The organism is Amphibacillus cookii, assembly GCF_016908375.1.
In the GTDB taxonomy this organism is placed as follows: domain Bacteria; phylum Bacillota; class Bacilli; order Bacillales; family Amphibacillaceae; genus Amphibacillus_C; species Amphibacillus_C cookii.
The window spans coordinates 320253-339687 of sequence record NZ_JAFBDS010000001.1 but is presented as its reverse complement, the minus strand read 5'-3'; the positions used below and the strand labels follow the sequence as shown (position 1 = coordinate 339687).

The following is a 19435-nucleotide window of genomic DNA, read 5'->3' as shown; positions in this document are numbered from 1 at the left end:
TAATGTCTGATACATGTAGCGCTTCGGTAAAACACTTCGCTTTTACTCTCCCAAGCACAAGGGAGACATCTTGGTAAACGCAGTGTCTCCCTAGCCGTGGGCACGGCTTCGGGCCTACAGGATGTAGGTCAGTTAGACGTTGTCCCAGGACGGGAACGGGATTAGTCTAACATTCCTCCACTGTGAAGAAGAATACTTCACACAGTGGATCCTCAGCTCGTGCTATTCCCACAGGATAAGGAAAGCATCCTCGATCATACATCGCACGAAGAAAATCGTTCTTTATTTTCGAGGAGTCTACATGTTTTTCCTACGCTTTGTTCAGAATGTTCGGATACGCCATTTCATTATTTAGTTATCTCCCAGCCTCTATAAGCTCTAGTCTCGCTTGATTGAAGGGCAGGTACAGGCCATTAACGACCGTTATCTCCCACCTAAATGAGATGCGCACTGCTCCATAGTTTGCGACAAGCGTACTACGGACAGTTATCAGTAATAAATGGTCTACTGGGACGATACACTAAGCTTGCATATCAATCGATTGTCCTAAGTATGGATGTGTTGATTTTTCCATCATCTCAATCAGTCCGTCACCTTGCATTTCGGCTTGATCCATCGTCTTACTCATTACACTTAGCGAAACTTGTTGTTGAACATTCGCTTGGCTCATTGCTGTTGACAACCTTGCAATATCCATCTCTTGTTCACCTCACTTGTTGGTTTGACGTGTTATAAAAAGTGTAACATATAGTACTTCTTCTGACGATTGGGTAAAAGGAACTTAATCTCAAATGCACTAACCGCCCAACTCCGTTAAAAGTAGAGAGGGCGGTTATTAAATGGTTTGCTACATTACTAAACTTTTTTTCATCCAAAAGTACGTTGTTATAAAAGAAAGTAACACTTCTCATGTCGGTATTTACAAATCGGGGGACTTACGCCTACGAGTCGACACGATTAATACAATCTATACAAAAGGTTAATTCAAGTAATTAATTGTTGGTATTGCTTCTGCGCCACTAGCATAATAATAGTTTAGCACACTAAAAAAATCTATTGTTTGATTCGTATCTAAATCATATACGAGAATGTGGTCTCCCCAGTTTGTTAAGTCGTCTGCGTCCAATCGTCTTGGCGTTACTTTACCGATCGTATCAACAAAAGAGTTTTCATACTGTGTCGGGGGACCTGATCGGAAATAAGCTTCAAAATGGGTAAATAGTGTCTCTCTATCTAAATAGATAAGTATTGCATTATTTGAACTAGCATAGCTTGCTTGATAACTTACTGGTGCAGAGATGCTCTTAATTTTAACACTTGATACTTTATGCAGCCGTCGATTGTAATTACCATCCCATTCAAAAACAAAATTGCGCTCCCAATCTAAATGATCATTAGCTTCCAATTCATTAAAAACATAGGAACCATTAGCATAAACATCGCCATTTCCATAGCTCAATACAAGATATTGTAACGATGTTGAAGCCGACACAATGCCGGTTGCACCTTGTGGATTAGTGGCATTCATTCTAATCGTATATGGCTGACCTACCTCACCTTTTGAGTTAACAACTAAAGCCCAATCACCTTCAGGAAGTGAACTATGGGCGACTGTTTCACCAGACTGCCCCTTCAGACCCATAGGAGTAGCCGTACCATTACTCCAATCAACTCGATACAATTCAACAAAGTAGTCACTATTGTCTGAATCTAATTGAAATATGATCGTTCGATTACTATCGACTGTAAAAAACCATAGATCATTTTGACTAGCATCTGTTAGCGAACCACTATCTATAAACCGATCGGAATCAGTTGCGATAGAGCCACTTGTTGTATACTGTTTATCCTTTACTTCTATAGCTTGTTGTTTGTTTGCTTCCAATTTAATATCACTAAAAGTTATGTCAATCTCAAATATATTCGATTCAAGCTCAAACGCTTCTAAATCAACTTCTTTTTCAATAGGTTCAACGAGAGTATCCTTTGCTATTAATGTTTTCATGGTGAAAAAACTGGTCAAAATAAGCAATACTACTGTCACCTTGTAAAAATGTTTTGGTTTACCAATTCTCATATGATCACCTCACGTTTTTTAATGTATGCCGATAGCAATGTTGATTAAGCTCATTCTTCATGATAAATCTCTTTTGACTACTATCATTTTCCTCCTCTCTACAGAACAAAATGAAAGACAGCTAAAATATAACATATTAAATGTAAAAAAATTGTCGAAATTAGGTGATTATCTAGAAATTTCACTAAAGGTTTTGAACTAACTTCTTAACATATAAACACGATAATGTAAGCGTTAAATTACTTTTGGAAACTAACTATCTTTTATTAACCAATCTGCTTTGATTGAGAGAACAGTAAATTTAACGAATAACTTTAATCATACTTAATCATAACTACCTAAACATATGATGTTTTATCAATTTCTAAAATCATATTTAGAATAGAATAGATTAAAAAAACCAGATAACTTTTATTTAAGATAGGGAAAGCAATTTAAAATTGCAAAGGAGCTTTTGAAGCATTGCTTTCATCATAAAGCATCTAAAAACCCTAGATCTATTGCGAATCTAGGGTCATAAATTGTCTAACGTGTTGATATACGCTATACCTTATCGGTAAATAATGCTCTCATTTTCTTATAAACGTTGGAATTGGCATGCCCTCCAAATCCAGTAATAAAGAGTAAAAGCCCAGTCTCATCATTAACACCATTATCAGGTTCAGAAAATATAGTTTTAAGTTACTCTCACTATAATAATTATGGATATATGGATGACCATAATTATTTAACTCATAACTTTTTACATAATAATAGTTTTCAGCTTCCATAACTATTAACTAATTTTTGAGACCTCTTATTATTTCTCATACTGATGAAGTCTCCCTATCAATATTAGAATTATCTTTTTTACCAACTTTTGTGTATATAAATTCCTTAATCAGATCTTATCGAATTTATATTTCCTTTAGTGAAAATTTAATCGTTATATCCGAAATTGATAGCGTAAAAGACTGCCCAACGTTTGCTTGAATTTTATAATATCCGATTTTGATAGATACCACCTAACAGGCTGTTCTATTAAATTGTGTACGGATGCAAATATCGATCCAAGATTTCGTTAGCTGAGAATTTTCATCCTGGATCATCTTGTCAACCTTTATCATCATCATAAGCTCCATTCGCAAGCTTTAACAACAAGTTTTCTTAGTCAGATTTGATCAAACCCGTTGAAATTCTTTCATAAATGAAGGATGACTACCTTTGAAATTAGTCTGCATAATTATTGGTGAATGATACGCTTCTGTTAGTTGTCCACAGTGTGTGTCGAATACGCCTTTGTCAAAAGCAGCCTGCTCTTCTGTTGAGCGTGCAGCATTTGGGTAAGCTAGTTGCTTAATTGGTAGTGGTGGAAATAAACTATCCGAAGCACTATTCCATTCATTACCTAAATAAAAAGTTAGCTTACCACATGTTGGGCATTCTCTAAAACCATGACAACCATGCGGGAAATAAAATTCACCAATTCTAACTCTTCTTTCAGTAGAATGATCAGGATCATTTAACCTTTGCACCGCAGTTTCATTCATTGGGAACCATGGCGATGGACTATCTCCCTCAATTTGTCTTACCGCCATAAAATGAGCCATATCATGAAATAACTTCATCGGTAAATTCGGCTCACCAATATAAGGGAGGGGCTTGATTCACTTTCTTATGTGCATTAAAGATAAGCCATAAAAAAATGGGATCCCAATTCATGGATAACACACTGTAACTGAATAAATAAAATGCTCTGTCATCAAATGCCGTTTGTTCATTTGCCCTCATTAAGCCTTCTTGCTGCATTAAAAGAGCTAATACTTCAGTAAATTCAGTATATTGATCAAGTATATTTTTATGATCACGTAACATGTTCTGATATGATGTTGAATGGAATAAAACCGTCAACAAATTCAATAGATTTCTAGCAGCGATCATCCGCTCAGGTCGTATCGGATTCTCTTTATTCCCTGAGAATCCATGTCCAGTTTGCAAGTGCATATCAATCAGATTGTAGGCATCTTCTATATGTATAATTTGATGTTTATCTTTAGGGCATCTCGTTAAAATTTGCATAAGCGCATCCCAATCATAAATGACTCTTAACTCATTTATTCTTTTCGGAGAATAATCAGACTGATCAGGAGTTTCCCCTTTTAGTATTTTAATAAATTGATGGATGGCTTCGATCACTTGATCACTTGTGTCAGAAAATACTTGTTTTAAAGATTGATCACTTCCGCTTGTTTCACCAAGTCTACTAATAGCTTTAGCGATTTGATAAGTTGATTTTATCTTTAAATTTATTGATGCATCAGCTCCTATAATGAATAAATTTTCAGGCCAATAAGGCGTATACCTTTCCATTTATGATAGCTCCATTTTCTTGATCTCGATCATTTTAATTTTTCCTTGATCGCTACTCTGAGCCTCTTGGTTCTTGATGCCGGTTTCTTTGTTCTCATCTCTATCTATATAGACAACAAGGGGCTTCTTTTCTTTTAAAATACTAAAAAGAAGATCAGTTGAGAAGGAACTCATATCAAATTTATAATCATTAGCAAATAACCCCATAGGAAATTGATCTAAATCGTCTGTTTTGGTATCATCAACAAATATAGTATATTTTTTAGCCCTCACCTGAATTGCATAATCTGAAGTAGGATTAATCAATACGTCTACTCTTTTATCTTTAATAATTTTTTTCAAGTACTACGAGCGTGTAACATTTGCTACATCCTTACTAATTTATATTTTGAACGATCTGACAAAATTGTTGATTACTTAAATTAAACATTGAAGTGTAAAGTGCTCGCTTTCATCAATATGTCCAAATTTGAGAAGAAAACGGATAAAAAAGAAAGGGCTTACTCACAAAATGTTATTTAATTTAAATTCATTTCCGTTTTCTCATAGTATTGCATTGCAATCAACTTATACATATCATGATAACTACTATAGTTTAATTTTTCTTTACTAATTCCCAGTGTTTAGATCTAGTTCCTTGGCACTTTAAATTTTCAATATTTTTACATCATTTTTTGATAAATTGTTCTAAATATTTGTTTGCTTTTAAATTGAATAATTTGGAATCAGATTATACTTGAATTAGATAACATAACCTAAGATGTAGATTATCTTTATCTTCAAGAATATTTTTAATTAAAGTAAACCTTATTATCTTTATCCATTAACATGTCTGCAACCTTAAAATCTAACTCTTCATCAATATCTACAGAATGCTTCTTTGACATAATATATGCATATGAATCCTGATTGTATAAGCTTTTCCCCTCTAAAACATCTTGGACATACGTAAGATAAATAGCTCCATTCAACCGATAATACACTTCTAATTCCTGCCTTCTTAAATCAGTGTGTGCCTTTGAAATAAAAGTTTCCATTGATAGACTATCAGGCAAAACATTTGATAGTACGGGAGAATGATCTACTTCGCAAACGGATACCACAGACCTTGCCTTCTTTTTATCAAACAAATCAAATGCACTAATGATATCATCAGAGGTGCGTAAAGGAGAAGTGGGCTGCAGTAGTCCAACTAGATTAAAATTTTCTCCTTTATTTAGATAATAAGTTAAAACTTCTCTGACAACGTCCCAAGAAGACGCGGTATCGGTTGCTAAATGCTCGGCTCGTAAAAAAGGCACTTTTGCTCCATATTGTCTAGCGATGCCTGCATATTCTGACGAGTCCGTCGATACGATCACTTTACTAAATTTTCTGGAATGAATAGCTGCTTCGATCGTATAAGCAAGGAGGGGTTTTCCATTCAATAAGCGAATATTTTTATTAACCAAACCTTTCGAGCCACTTCTTGCTGGAATAACCGCTAAAGCTTTCATGTTATTTCCCTCCACAATCATAAAATGTTTTCTTCAATTCTATTTTATCATTTTTTAGAAAATCGTTTATTTTTGTTACAATCTTTTCCGATGTATTTCCATCACCATAAGGATTAATCGTTTCTTTTGCCTTTTGCCTAAATTCGGGACTGAGCGCTATTTCAATGGCTTTTTTTATCTCTAACTCACTGGGGTGACAGGTAATAACACTACTTGCTTCCAATCTTCCTCTTTGACGGTCCCCTATATTGATCGTTGGAATGCCAAAACTAGGCGCTTCTAATAAACCACTAGAGGAGTTTCCGATTACACATGTTGCATAACGTAAGCCACTTAAATATCTTCTTAACCCAAGTGAGGTGAAGGCTACCGCATGATGATGCTCTTCCACGTATTTATCGATCATGGCATTAATAATCCGCCCATGAGCATCTGCATTGGCTTTTGTGAAAACAAATTGCATCTTTGGATAAGAGGCAATCGCATTCAGTAAAGCTTGACATTGCTCTTCTACTCGATTATCTTCTAAGGTGACCGGATGAAAGGTAACCATAGCATACGGACGATTTAAATTAAAGTTGATCGCGTTGACTAACTCTTCTTTTGACATAAGATCGTACTGCAAGATATTCTCTACCCCTAAACCACCAACCGTATATACTCTGGTTGGGTCTTCACCTAATTGAATCACACGGTCCCGATAAGCTGATGTGCTTGTAAAATGTAAATAGCTTAACTTCGTAATCGCATGGCGAATCGACTCATCGATTGCTCCCTCTGTCGTTTCTCCTCCGTAAAGGTGTGCGATGGGGATACGTTCGTTCATTGCGACTATTGCCACGGCTAAGGTTTCATAACGATCCCCTAACACAACTAGAAGATCAGGTTTATTTTCTGAAAAATAATCTGCAAAACCCATCATCGCAAGTCCCATGGATTTTGAAATCGATGCTGGTGAATCGGCACTTACTAAGATTTCTATTTTTTTATCTATGCAGAAACCATCACTTTCAATATCGCGATAGGTTAATCCGAACTCTGGCGAAAGGTGAGCGCCTGTAGCCACAATTTTTAAATCTATACTCTGTTCATTTGTCAATCGATCAAGTAGCGGCTTTAATAAGCCATACTCAGCACGAGTTGCCGTTAATATACATATCCGTTTCATTGTTCAATCAACTCATCTTCTAAGAAATCACGTGTAGCCTTGGTTCCAAGGATATCAAACCATTTCATCGGACTGATACCATGGCCCGGTCGTTTGACCGTAAGGTTCTCATCACTAAATACTTCTCCAGCTTGAATGTTTTTTTTAGCAACAATACTCTTTCTTGCAACAGTCATATTTTTCTGTTCTGATGGACTTGGCTCTTTTACGCCATCACCTAAAGCCGTCTCAATGTGACGAATCGACTGAACCATTTTAGCTAATTCATTGGGTTCTAGGCTTGCTTGGTGATCTGGTCCTTCCATAGTACGATCCAACGTAAAATGCTTTTCAATCACCTTTGCTCCCATCGCTACTGCGGCAACAGGAACTTCGATTCCCATCGTATGATCAGAATACCCAACAGGGACTTTAAATTGATTACGGAGCGTCTCCATTGCACGTAAATTGACTTCTCCGTATGGAGTTGGATATTCTGTGGTACAGTGCAAGATCGTGAGGTCTTCCACACCATGTGTTTTTAAAACACCAACGGCAGCTGTCACATCGTCCATGGTCGCCATTCCTGTCGATAGGATAATCGGTTTGTTCAACGTTGCAATTTTCACTAAATAAGGTAAGTTCGTTATTTCACCAGAAGGAATTTTCCATCTACTCATGCCCAGCTGATCTAAAAAGTTGATACTATCAAAATCAAAGCCAGTAGAAAGAAATTCAATTCCCCGTTCCATACAATAGTTGTGTAACTCAACAAATGCCTCAAAAGATAATTCAAGCCTTTTCAACATATCTAATTGGCTTTCTACTTGTCCCTGCTTCGACTGATATGTTGCTGTTTGGGCTTTCTTTGAAGCTAATTTTTTAGAAACAAACGTTTGAAATTTAATACAGTCGACACCAGCTTCTTTTGCTTTGTCTACTAATTCTTTTGCTATTTCAAGATCACCGTTGTGATTAACACCAGCTTCGGCAATAATATAGACACTCATTTCGATGATACCTCCTTACACGGATTACCATACGCGATTACGCCGGCTTTCATATGGCGTAATACAACACTTCCCATACCGATCATGACATCTGTTCCGATGGTTACTTGTTGTCGGATGACACTATTTGCTCCGATATGTGTTCGATCTCGGACCTCTACTCCCCCACATAACACACTACGGGGAGCAAGATGAACGAAATCACCAATCATACACTCATGTTCTACTAACGCACAACTATTGATAATGGTGCCTTCTCCAACTTTAACATCCGCATTAATTACAGCTTGCTTTCCAACATATATCCCGTCAGATAACTCACTATAAGTACTTACCGTGGCGGTTTCATCTACAATGTTAGGTAAGCTAAACCCAATTACTTTTAATTCTTTTGTTAATCGCACCCGTAATGAAGGATTACCGACGCTTCCTATCGTAACAAAGGCCTCTTTATATCCCTCGCTAAACAATTTCGGTAAATCTTCGTCTGTACCGATAATTGGTGTCCCTAAAATAAAGCTACCAACTTTCTCTTGGCGATCAATAATAGCTATTTCGTCAAATTCTTTATTCTCATAGAGACTATTTAAAACCGACTTACAATGGCCTCCACCACCAATGAGCAATAAATTACGCGTCATCTCTCTCTAACCTCTTCCGCATTTTTTCCATCTCGTCTATTTGCCCCATATCTAACCATGCTTCTTCACTAATAGGAAACACACCAATCTTTTCTCCTGCCTTTTGGTGTTTTTCAATAATATCAGGGAACCCAATCGACTGATTATCCTCTAACTCTTCAATAACTTCCGGTTCAACAATATACATGCCTGTATTAGTGAAGAAAGAAAATTCTGGTTTTTCCTTCATCGCTTCAATGTTCCCCTGCTCACCGATTTCAATGACGCCATATGGGATTTTAACGTTTTTTAATGAACAAACCATAGTCACAAGGTTCTTATGTTTTTTATGATATTGGTATATTTTATCATAATCTTCTTCAATTAAAATATCACAATTGGTTAATACGAACGTTGAATTTATTTTATCCTTAAGCAGACTCAACCCACCACCTGTTCCAAGTGGGACCTCTTCATCTGCATAAAATACGTTATACTGACGATCAATTTCATTAAAATAAGCTTTAATCATATTTTTTTTATGATTCACAATCAAATGAAATTCAGAACTACCAACTTCGTGAAATCGATTAATGATATGCTCAGCAATCGGGATATCTCCAATCGGAATTAAAGGCTTTGGTAAAATCCGCGTGTATGGATAAAGCCGTGTTCCAAACCCACCAGCCATCATCACAACAGGAAGATCGAATTTTGTCCTGTTTTTCACTTCATCATTCCATAAAACAACAGAAGTAAGTTTCCCCTCTTCAGACAGCACGGGTAAGGCTTCAATCGATAATGCTTTCATCTGTTGTCGAGCAGTAGAACGATCTTTTTCATAAATATATTTTGGATTATAATTAGCAATTTCCTTCACTTGTGCATCAAGGTTTCCTTTTTTGAGAATCCATCGCCGAATATCTCCATCTGTAATGGCTGCAACAAGCTTATTATTCCGTTCTATGAATAATACTTTTTTTGCTACTTGATCCAATACTGCCATTGCTTCAAGCATAGTTGAGTTTTCACTAATTAAAAAATCTCTCACATTCATGATTTGTCCTCCTCAATGCCTGCACTAAGCCTTTTTAAGGTAGCTACAATAAAACTCACATCATTTTTGGCTAGATTTGAGCTACACGGTAAATTAATCACAGATTCTAAATATTTAGGGGCTGTTTCAATTGTATAAGCACAGTTTTTTTTGTATGGGATTTGTTGGTGTATCAAATCCCATATTGGACGCGCTTGAATATGATGATTCCCTAAAAGTTCAATCAATTTATGACGTGAATGTCCAAAACTTTTATCTACCTCTATTGCATAAAACCAATAGTTTGGACGTGTATCTTTTCGGAAGGATAAAAGGTTAAGGCCATTTACTTCTGCTAGTTCTTTTTTGTATTGGAAATAGTTTTGTTTTTTTGTTTCAATAAACGTTTCCAGTTGCTCTAACTGTGCTATCCCTAAAGCTGCCTGTATATTGGTCATCCGATAATTAAAGCCAATGTCATCATGAATATAATAGAGTGAGTCACGCTTTGCTTGTGTCGTTAAATAACGTGCGCGGTCGATTAACTTGATGTTGTTTGAAACGATCATCCCCCCTCCACCCGTTGTGATAATTTTATTACCATTGAAGGAATAAACACCTAGTGTCCCAATTGTCCCCGCATACTGTTGGGCGTAGCGACCACTGGTGTAATAACTGCCCAACGCTTCTGTGGCATCTTCAATGACAGGTAACTGGTAGCGCTCCGCAATTTTCATAATACCTTCCATATCTGCAAGGTTACCAAATACATGAACAACAACAATTGCTTTTATGGTCTTGTCTGTTGATTTATTTCTCAAAACACCATCTTGAAACACACATTCCTTTTCAAAATAAGCTTGCAGCTTATGAGGATCGAGTCCAAGCGAATCATCACAATCCATAAATATAGGATCTGCACCGCAATATTTTATTGGGTTAACAGCCGCAATAAAAGTTAACGTCGGAACAATGACTTCATCAGCACTACTTACACCTAATAACTGAAGCGCAGTATGTAATCCTGCCGTGCCGTTTTGGACAGCAACGGCACCTTTCGCCTTCACATATCCAGATACCTTCTCCTCAAACTGTTGAATGTAAGGACCCGCAGTTGACACCCATTCTGTTTCAATAGCTTCTGTAACATACTTCAACTCATTCCCCTGCAAACTGGGTACAGAGAGCGGAATAAAAGGTTTACGCATAACAGCCCTCCTAAATGTTATAAATATCGGATTTGTATTGATCTAGATGGTTTCGGAAAAACTCAATCGTTTCTGCCAATCCTTGTTCGAAAGAGTAATCGGGTTTCCAATTGGTTAAACGCATGATTTTTTCATTAGAACCTAACAAACGATTCACTTCACTATTTTCAGGACGAAGACGTTGCTCATCACATGTAATTTGTGCCTTAGGGTTAATTTGTCGAATTAATTCTTCTGCAAGTTGTCCAATTGAAATTTCATCTTGAGTCGCAATATTAATTTCTTCACCAATGGTTTTATCAGACTCAGCTATTTCTATAAACCCATTGACTGTATCTTTCACAAAATTAAAATCACGCGTTGGTGTTAGTGATCCGAGTTGAATCTCTTCTCGTCCGGCTAGAAGTTGCGTAATAATGGTTGGAATAACAGCTCGGGCTGATTGACGAGGACCGTAAGTATTAAAGGGACGAACAATACTAATTGGCAGATCAAAGCTCCGATAAAAAGATTCAGCCAAACGGTCGGCTCCTATTTTTGTCGCTGAATAGGGGGATTGGCCTTGGTAAGGGTGATTTTCATCAATCGGCACATACTGTGCTGTCCCATAAACTTCAGATGTGGAAGTTATTAATAAACGCGAGGTTTCTAATTCGCGCCCTGCTTGTAATACATTTAAAGTTCCTTTGATGTTGGTATCAACATACGTATCTGGCGAATGATAGCTAAAAGGGATGGCAATAAGGGCGGCTAAATGATAAACTTCATCCATCCCTTTCATGGCTTCTTTCACACCATTTGGATCTCTGATATCTCCAGTAAATACCTCAACATCTTTTATGATTTCTTTTGGTAATGTATCTAGCCACCCCCAACTATTAAAGGAGTTGTAATAAGCAAATGCTTTTACTTTATATCCTTTTTTTACTAACGCTTCGGTTAAATGACTTCCTATAAAACCATCGGCACCGGTAACTAAGATTTTTTTCATTTATTAATTCACCCTTACTATATTTCCCCTTTGTAGTGGATGTCAAAATATTACATTGACATAAATAAACTTCTTAGTGACAAATGGGATAATATTTTTAAAAAAAATTTAACCTGAAACACTGCTAATTTGGGAATCATTCATGATTTTTTATTTGTTCAAGCATCTCCTTATAGTAACGAGAGATATAATGATAGCTTTTCATAACATTAGTTATATAATTTCCATAGTGCTTGTTGATTAATGCAACTTTTCTCTGTTGATCATATTCAAAACTTATTTCCTTACTGTTTCTTACCAATACGTCGTAATTCACCTTTATAGTTGGTAAAATAAATGATAGATAAAACGTATTTCCTGTAATAGATTTGAACGTTTTTTCAAATTGGTTAATTAATTTATTAATTGATTTTCCGCTTGAATTTGCTTTTAAGTTCATTCTCTTTAATATGTTTGAAATGGTCTGTAAATCTTCATTTAATTTCACTTCATTTTCAACCATAAAATTGACCTGTTTTTTTGTATAATCAAGATCATAGTTCGGTTTTTCATTTAACCACATAGAGTCTACAATGTCTTTATCGACTAGTTTTGTCTTTATCACATCTGTTAACCTTATAAAAGGAGCACCAGTAATTTTAGCCCCACCTGTTGTCGTGTTTAAAATCTCAGCACCCTCATTATTAGCAATATAATGCTCTAAACTTTTCTTCATTCGAAGAAAACTCTTACTCGTTAGTAGTTCACTTCCGTCTACAGATTCTACCGTTATCAAATTTTTCTTTACTTCATCCGAAATATGATTATATTTTTCATTATAATCAATTCCCTCAGCGTAACTTTTCTCATTTTTGTATGCGAGGTTCTGACCCACTAAGATAATTTTTGAAAACCCCAATCTCATCAAAAGTTGAAGGGTAATGATGGCAATTGATGGAGAATCTACCACAACTTCATGTGCTCTTTCTCGATTTTTCAGTAGTGTTGGAGAAATGTTATCTTGATTTGTAACCATATGAATCAATGCGCCTGGATAGTCCTCTAACGTTTCAAACCCTACTGAACTCCCAAAGATTAAAGGTATTTCCTTAATATTTCTCTCTTTAAGTTTATCAAAAACAACCTGGTTCTTTTCTGTCGGATCATAGGTGCAGGCTGCATCAGGATAAATATCATAATCAATTAGTGTATTAATCGCTGATCCTACTGAAAAAATATAAGCTAATCCTTTCTGCTTTATATATCTTAGATTATCTATTTCTTCAGTCAATGAAGGACCTGCCGATACAATAATAGCAGGTTTATTAGAAAAATACTTATTGTTTACATCCAACATAATATTGGGTGTTTTCAACAGTAATGGAAGATTCTTCACAGCGTTTAATGTCCAACGCACTTGATAAGATAAGTTCACATGTAAAGCCATTCTATTGTTTGTAACTTTTTCTTTAAAATCATGAATAAATTCAAGGTAGCTATCGTTAAAAATTCTCTCATAACTTGGTAATGGAACTAACAAAACTTTTTTGTTTAGTCTAGAAAAAAAGCGAGTTAAAAACTGCAATCTACTGTTTCTATCTTTTTCAATATGGATCGTATCCAACTGTTCAAGAGGTAGTTGAGCTAGTTGTTTTTCTGATAAATAATGATACATTATTTCAACATTTGGTTCATATAATGTAAAGGTCTTATTTGGATACTTCTGCATTAATACCTCAACATGATAGGCTAATCCAATCCCATAAAAAAAGATATGATCACACGCTTCGACCTTTTTGATATACTGTTTTATGAGTCGAGTAGCTTCATTTACTGGATCATACTTACTATGCAAATAATAAAAATCATCATCACTACTAACCTGTAAGGTTACCTTCCCACTTTTTGAATTGACTTTTTTCACCTCGGTGGCACCCTGATTTTCTTCAAAGTCGATCAACATTTCTCGTATCTGGGGAAACCTTTCTTTTAATAAAACAATATTATCAATTAACATCTTTTCTTTCACCTTCTTGATCTATGCATGCAGTAAATACTAATTTGAGTTCTTCCATTATTGGCATGACCTCATAATTTATAATGTCTGCAATTAACGTTTGATCTCTCATTTTTATAGCATCTTCTAAATTAACCAATTCCATCCGAAGTTTTGTATAAATAAAAGTAAATTTATCCCAATTTAATGGTTGTTTCCTTGCTTGGTCTATCGCCTCATATAGCTGGTCAAGCCAAGTTATCCCTTCGATTAGCTGTTCTAGCCCTCCCCAAGCCTCTTGATCAGGCGTCTGATAAAATTTCTCGGTTAACTTTTCTATTTCTGGTAAAGCTCGAATTAAATAGGCTTCTCCAGACAAATACAGCTCATTTAAAAGTTCTGATTCCGTCTTTAACACAACTTCTATCTTTTCAATTTCAGTAATTTTATCGGAAATAACGAGATCAAATTGTTCATGCACCTCTTGATCGTCAATAAGTAAATGACTAAAATGCTTGTCTGATTCATTAACCACTTCTTCAATCCATTTTATTAACGGAGTTACCGATTCTATATGATTTTCAAATGTTTTTTGTTTTGTGCCAATCGTCACGATCATTGTATAAACCCCATTCATTATATTTTTATTCGTTATCTATTATATCGACAAAACCATCCGAAGTTCAATTCAATCCGACAGATTGACAACTTTTACTCAAAAAAAAGCTATCTCAGTAGAGATAGCTTTTTAAAAAAATTATTGTAATAATTGTAATACACCTTGAGGTGTTTGGTTAGCTTGTGCCAACATAGATTGAGAAGCTTGAGTAAGGATGTTATTCTTAGTGAATTCCATCATTTCTTTCGCCATATCTACGTCACGGATACGTGATTCAGCAGCTGTTAAGTTTTCTTGAGAGGCACCTAAGTTGTTGATTGTATGCTCAAGACGGTTTTGTACCGCACCAAGTGCTGAACGTTGAGAAGAAACTGCTTCAATTGCAGAATCAATTTTAGCAACAGCATCGTCAAAATCGCCACCTGACCCGAATTCTGTTACATCAATATCATCAACTCCACTGCCTAACTCAGCTGCTCGCATATCTTCAATATTAACGGTTAATTGCTGCCCTGAATTTGCACCAATTTGGAAAATCAAATCAGCTGTTCCTGAAGCGAAATCACCCGTTAATAAATTTTTACCATTAAACTGTGTACGTTCAGCAGTATCATCAATTTCTGCAATAAGTGCAGCTAATTCATCTTGAATAGATTGTAAATCTTCATCTTGTTGTGTACCCAGGTTACCTGCTTGAACAGTCAATTCACGCATACGTTGAAGGATCGCATGTGTTTCAGTTAATGCACCTTCAGCTGTTTGGATTAAAGAAATACCATCTTGTGAGTTCTTAGTAGCCATTTCAAGACCACGGATTTGACCACGCATTTTTTCAGAGATTGCAAGACCAGCTGCGTCATCTCCTGCACGGTTAATACGAAGACCTGAAGATAATTTTTCTAATGAACTTTGAACACCATTTTGGTTTCCTGTTAGTTGGCGGTGTGTGTTTAACGCCGCAATATTGTGATTAATTCTCACGATAAATTCCTCCTTGAGTTATATAATTTGCCACATCCTTATGGCGCAAATACAGAACGAAAGCGGCCGTCTTTCATTCTGTTGTTTGCTTACAATAGTAATATCGGATCAGGAAATGAAAAGTTAAGTGTTTTTTTTATCTTTTTTTAAAAAAATTTAGTAGATTGATTTCATTATTTGTTGCTTTGCTATTTTCCTGTTGGATATCGAGGTAGATTTCCTTGCGATGAATGTCGATATTTTTAGGGGCAGAGATCCCTAACTTAATTTGATCACCATCAATGGCAACTATTTTCACTTCAATATTATCACCGATTTTAATCGATTCGTTTAGCTTTCGTGTCAGAACAAGCATCTTATACCCCCTGCTTTCCAACAGGCACGATTGGGGCGCGTGTTGCGTAATTTGGATCGTTAGTAATATACTGCTTAGCCAAATGTTTTTTATCATTTAAAATGATTGGTGCTTGTAAATTAATCGTACTTTTCTCAAAATCGTCGTTTAAAGTTAAAATACCATAGACACGAACGTCTTCCGGTCTTGTAATTGATAATTGTTCAAGAATGCTATCATCTAAATCAATGTGATAATCTTGATAAAATTGATAAGGACTTGCTAAGACAAAAGCTACCGTTTCTTGCTCAATCGATTGTAAAATTTGAAACACCGGATTATCAGGTAAATCCATCAGAATAAATTGTTTCTGATTTTGAAACCCTGGTAAGCCGTTTGGGAAGGTCATGATGTGTTGTTCATTAATTTCTACTTCTCCGAAATATTTGGTTTGTATCTTCATAATTCAGCCCTTCTTCATTAGATTGACATTTCAAATTGAAAATTGCGAAAAACAAGCGGTTCAAAATCAACTTGCAGATCATTTTCTTGTCTGATTCCCGTTCGCGCATAGCCTGGTGAATAGGACATGATTGGCTTATTCGGTGTATTGCGAATCATCGGTGCATTAACATTAACACGAATATCGACCTCTGCTGGCTGATAATCCGTCTTAACTGCAAATGTCGATGGAATCCAACCAATGTTAAATTGCTTTTCTGGCTTGTACGCATGTCTCACTGCTTGAGTAATTAACGGGGCCCCACCATTTTCGATCTTCATTTGCTCATTACCATCATTAACGCGTCGTGCAATGCCTTCTAGTACCTTTTGATAGCCACGCTTCGCCTCATCTTGATGGGCTTGTTTAACACTTTTCAACCCCATATCATACCATGCTTGAGACTGATCAATGGTAAGGCGAGATGGCGTCGTGTTTATCGTCACCTCTGCTTGTGGCTGTTGAATCTCTTGTGTTGCTTTTGGTTGTTGCATCTGTACTTGTGCGCGCTCAGTCTCAATTGAAATTAATGCTTGTTGCGATTGCAATCGCACTTGTGGTAAACGCATATCATCACTTCCTGTGTCATTGATATAAAAACAAATGAACAATCGTGCAAAAAAGCTCGTCACATCAGTGACAAAGCTTTTTTATCGCATAAAGTCGAGTAGTGAAGGTTGTAGAACACGTGCACCAGCGCTTAGTGACGCACGGTGAACCGCTTCTTGCATTACTAAGTTCATAATCACTTCTTCAAGATCAATGTCTTCATTATCTGACATCATACTTTTCGCACTAATATTCTGATTCTTTAGTCGATTTTCGATCAAGTCAATCCGATTCATCCGACCACCAATCGTTGCTCGCTCATCTAATACCGTTTGAGTGTGCCCCTCAATCATATTAAGAAATGGGGAAATATCTTCATCTGGTGTATTTTCATCATTTAATGCAGTAAATAGCTCTTGCAAATCGTCAAAGAAATCCTCAGTAAATACATTAGTAGGGTTTGAATTAGCTTGGAACTTCACACCCGATGAGACTTCAATTAAAACCTGACCATCATTGTCGGAAACTTCGAACGTCCCATCATCATTGCGAATAAATGGTTGAACCCGATTGCCATCACCATCAACTTCACCGGTTGTATCTGTCCCATTAAAAATGAATTTTCCATTAACACGAGTATTAGCGACATCAACCAATTGGTCAATTAGTTGATCGACTTCTTTAGCAATATTGGCTCGATCATCACCATCATAGGTCCCATTACTGGCTTGAACGGTCAATTCATTAATACGATGTAGGATTTGGGTGGTTTCATCCATCGCATCGTCTGTGTTATTCAGCCAATTATGAACTTCACCTAAGTTACGCTCATATTGCTCAATATTAGAAAGTTGTGAACGATAACCCATCCCTTTCATCGCGACAACAGGATCATCTGATGGACGAGTAATCTTCTTTCCTGACGATAATTGATTCATATACTTACTTAAACTACCATAACTACTGCCAATATTCTTTAACATATTATTTGAAATCATACTTTGTGATACGCGCATGTCTCTCACCTACCTCCCTACTAAGCCCATTTGATTGATGATCCGATCAAGCATCTCATCAACTGCAGTCATGCTTCTAGCTGCTGCATTGTAGGCGTGTTGGAATTTAATTAAATCTGTCATTTCTTCATCAAGTGAAACAGAACTGACTGACATGCGGTTTTCTTCAACTTGTTGGCGAAGGACCGCACTATTGTCCATCATTCGGTTCGCTTCTTTTGTTTTAACTCCAAGTTCACCAATTAAAGATTGGTAAAAGCTCTTCACTGACGTTCTTGTGCCTAAACCGACATCTAACTTATTGTAAACTTCAGCCAACTCAATTGCATTGGTACCATCACCACTGTCACCATTTAGGCTTGCTGCAATTAAATCAGGATCATCGATAATCGCTTGGTTAACTGCAATCGTAGCTAAAGGATCGTCTGGATCATAAACAAAAAACTCAATGCCCGGATTATCTTCTAAATCTCTTCCGTTTTGATGGGTGGTATTAAATTCATCAGCATAAGTGACTAGCATTAATTCAAGATCTGCTAGGACATCATTATAATAACCAGCTACTTCACCACCACCATCGATATAGCCGTTCATTTCCATCAATGCTTTGATGGAACCATTTGTATTAAAATCATTAGCTGCTATATCATTAACTTCTCCCGTTTCAGCATTTGTAAACGTGAACGATTCGACATTATTATCATCATAATTGACCTCGACTTGACTAACCGATCGAGGTGTCTCACCACGAACGAGAGTGACATCATCGCCTACATTTTTAAGTTTTACTGTTACAATACCTTCAGCAATCGGGCTTGGTTGACCACTACTTTTATCATAGCTGACATCAATATCAACCATGGTTGATAGACTGTCTAACAAGCGGTCACGCTCATCGTAAAGATCATTTGGAACTAAACCATGTGGTTCTATTTTAGCAATTTCATTGTTAATGTCGTTAATTTGTCTAAGAACTGAATTCAAATCATCAGCTGTGACGTCCATTTGATTTTTCAAATCATTTTGGACATCGCGAATTGAGGACGCTAAATATTGAAAGGTCTCCGTTAAAGCTTGGGCATTTTGGACGACAACAGAACGTGTTCCTGTGTGATCTGCATCCCCGTTCAAATCTTGCAGACTGTTATAAAAATCTTCCATAATAAAAGCTAATCCTTCTTCACTCGGCTCATTAAGTAAATCTTCAATTTGTTTTAGCACCTGGGCCTGCGTTTGATAAAAACCATGCTTACTATTTTCCGTTCGGTATTGGACATCTAAGAAGCGATCGCGAATGCGCTCAATTGAACCGGCTTGAACGCCGCTACCAATACCACTTGTCACACCACCTGGTTCACGACTAGCTGTTAAGGTATTAATCTGTTCAAAATTAACACGTTGACGCGTATAGCCAGCGGTGTTCGCATTAGAAATATTATGTGATGTGGTATACAAAGCAGATTGTTGCGTGTTAAGCGCACGCTTCGCCATTTCTAAACCATGAAACGTTGAAGTCATTAAAACT

Annotated in this window: 20 protein-coding genes; all 20 read right to left on the bottom strand. The window is 36.5% G+C overall.

All coding sequences use genetic code 11. The features are described 5' to 3' along the window. Positions 1 to 520 precede the first annotated feature (520 nt). A complete protein-coding gene (locus JOE23_RS01395; protein ID WP_017470745.1) occupies positions 521 to 697 on the bottom strand; it encodes a YjfB family protein in 177 nt (58 codons plus the stop codon). A 282-nt stretch (positions 698 to 979) separates the two neighbouring features. Continuing rightward, positions 980 to 2077: a hypothetical protein gene (locus JOE23_RS01390; protein ID WP_239585199.1), complete on the bottom strand. Its 1098-nt coding sequence runs from the start codon at positions 2075 to 2077 to the stop codon at positions 980 to 982. A gap of 1160 nt (positions 2078 to 3237) precedes the next feature. Continuing rightward, on the bottom strand, positions 3238 to 3684 hold the full coding sequence (locus JOE23_RS01385; RefSeq protein WP_204435505.1) for a hypothetical protein: 447 nt from the start codon (positions 3682 to 3684) through the stop codon (positions 3238 to 3240). A 13-nt stretch (positions 3685 to 3697) separates the two neighbouring features. Further along, positions 3698 to 4426, bottom strand: a complete 729-nt coding sequence (locus JOE23_RS01380) for a hypothetical protein (RefSeq protein ID WP_204435504.1) — start codon at positions 4424 to 4426, stop codon at positions 3698 to 3700. Then, positions 4427 to 4732: a hypothetical protein gene (locus JOE23_RS01375; protein ID WP_204435503.1), complete on the bottom strand. Its 306-nt coding sequence runs from the start codon at positions 4730 to 4732 to the stop codon at positions 4427 to 4429. A 485-nt stretch (positions 4733 to 5217) separates the two neighbouring features. Further along, a complete protein-coding gene (locus tag JOE23_RS01370; RefSeq protein ID WP_204435502.1) occupies positions 5218 to 5922 on the bottom strand; it encodes an acylneuraminate cytidylyltransferase family protein in 705 nt (234 codons plus the stop codon). Position 5923: 1 nt separating this feature from the next. Next, positions 5924 to 7090, bottom strand: coding sequence for a UDP-N-acetylglucosamine 2-epimerase (gene neuC, locus JOE23_RS01365; protein WP_204435501.1), 1167 nt, complete (start codon positions 7088 to 7090; stop codon positions 5924 to 5926). Beyond that, positions 7087 to 8079, bottom strand: coding sequence for an N-acetylneuraminate synthase (neuB, locus tag JOE23_RS01360; protein ID WP_204435500.1), 993 nt, complete (start codon positions 8077 to 8079; stop codon positions 7087 to 7089). The genes neuC and neuB overlap by 4 nt, the downstream gene beginning before the upstream one ends. Then, a complete protein-coding gene (locus tag JOE23_RS01355; RefSeq protein WP_204435499.1) occupies positions 8076 to 8720 on the bottom strand; it encodes an acetyltransferase in 645 nt (214 codons plus the stop codon). The genes neuB and JOE23_RS01355 overlap by 4 nt, the downstream gene beginning before the upstream one ends. Further along, a complete protein-coding gene (locus tag JOE23_RS01350; protein ID WP_204435498.1) occupies positions 8710 to 9756 on the bottom strand; it encodes a sugar phosphate nucleotidyltransferase in 1047 nt (348 codons plus the stop codon). The genes JOE23_RS01355 and JOE23_RS01350 overlap by 11 nt, the downstream gene beginning before the upstream one ends. Beyond that, a complete protein-coding gene (locus JOE23_RS01345) occupies positions 9753 to 10943 on the bottom strand; it encodes a LegC family aminotransferase (protein ID WP_204435497.1) in 1191 nt (396 codons plus the stop codon). Before JOE23_RS01345 ends, JOE23_RS01350 begins: the two co-directional genes overlap by 4 nt. A 10-nt stretch (positions 10944 to 10953) precedes the next feature. Further along, positions 10954 to 11934, bottom strand: coding sequence for an NAD-dependent 4,6-dehydratase LegB (locus JOE23_RS01340; RefSeq protein ID WP_204435496.1), 981 nt, complete (start codon positions 11932 to 11934; stop codon positions 10954 to 10956). A gap of 136 nt (positions 11935 to 12070) precedes the next feature. Continuing rightward, positions 12071 to 13930 carry a motility associated factor glycosyltransferase family protein gene (locus JOE23_RS01335; RefSeq protein WP_204435495.1) on the bottom strand — a complete coding sequence of 620 codons (1860 nt, stop codon included), beginning with the start codon at positions 13928 to 13930 and terminating at the stop codon, positions 12071 to 12073. Further along, positions 13920 to 14528 (bottom strand): hypothetical protein, encoded by a 609-nt coding sequence (locus JOE23_RS01330; RefSeq protein ID WP_204435494.1) that lies wholly within the window; start codon positions 14526 to 14528, stop codon positions 13920 to 13922. The genes JOE23_RS01335 and JOE23_RS01330 overlap by 11 nt, the downstream gene beginning before the upstream one ends. A 138-nt stretch (positions 14529 to 14666) precedes the next feature. After that, positions 14667 to 15509, bottom strand: coding sequence for a flagellin Hag (gene hag / locus JOE23_RS01325; RefSeq protein WP_204435493.1), 843 nt, complete (start codon positions 15507 to 15509; stop codon positions 14667 to 14669). 136 nt (positions 15510 to 15645) lie between these two features. Beyond that, positions 15646 to 15864, bottom strand: a complete 219-nt coding sequence (csrA, locus tag JOE23_RS01320) for a carbon storage regulator CsrA (RefSeq protein ID WP_204435492.1) — start codon at positions 15862 to 15864, stop codon at positions 15646 to 15648. Between the two features lies 1 nt (position 15865). Then, positions 15866 to 16306 (bottom strand): flagellar assembly protein FliW, encoded by a 441-nt coding sequence (fliW, locus tag JOE23_RS01315; protein WP_204435491.1) that lies wholly within the window; start codon positions 16304 to 16306, stop codon positions 15866 to 15868. Between the two features lie 17 nt (positions 16307 to 16323). Then, the gene (locus JOE23_RS01310; protein ID WP_204435490.1) at positions 16324 to 16914 is read right to left on the bottom strand and encodes a DUF6470 family protein; all 591 of its coding nucleotides are present in this window, start codon (positions 16912 to 16914) and stop codon (positions 16324 to 16326) included. 81 nt (positions 16915 to 16995) lie between these two features. Then, positions 16996 to 17910, bottom strand: coding sequence for a flagellar hook-associated protein FlgL (flgL, locus tag JOE23_RS01305; RefSeq protein ID WP_204435489.1), 915 nt, complete (start codon positions 17908 to 17910; stop codon positions 16996 to 16998). A gap of 9 nt (positions 17911 to 17919) precedes the next feature. Beyond that, positions 17920 to 19428, bottom strand: coding sequence for a flagellar hook-associated protein FlgK (flgK, locus tag JOE23_RS01300; RefSeq protein ID WP_204435488.1), 1509 nt, complete (start codon positions 19426 to 19428; stop codon positions 17920 to 17922). Positions 19429 to 19435: the final 7 nt, after the last annotated feature.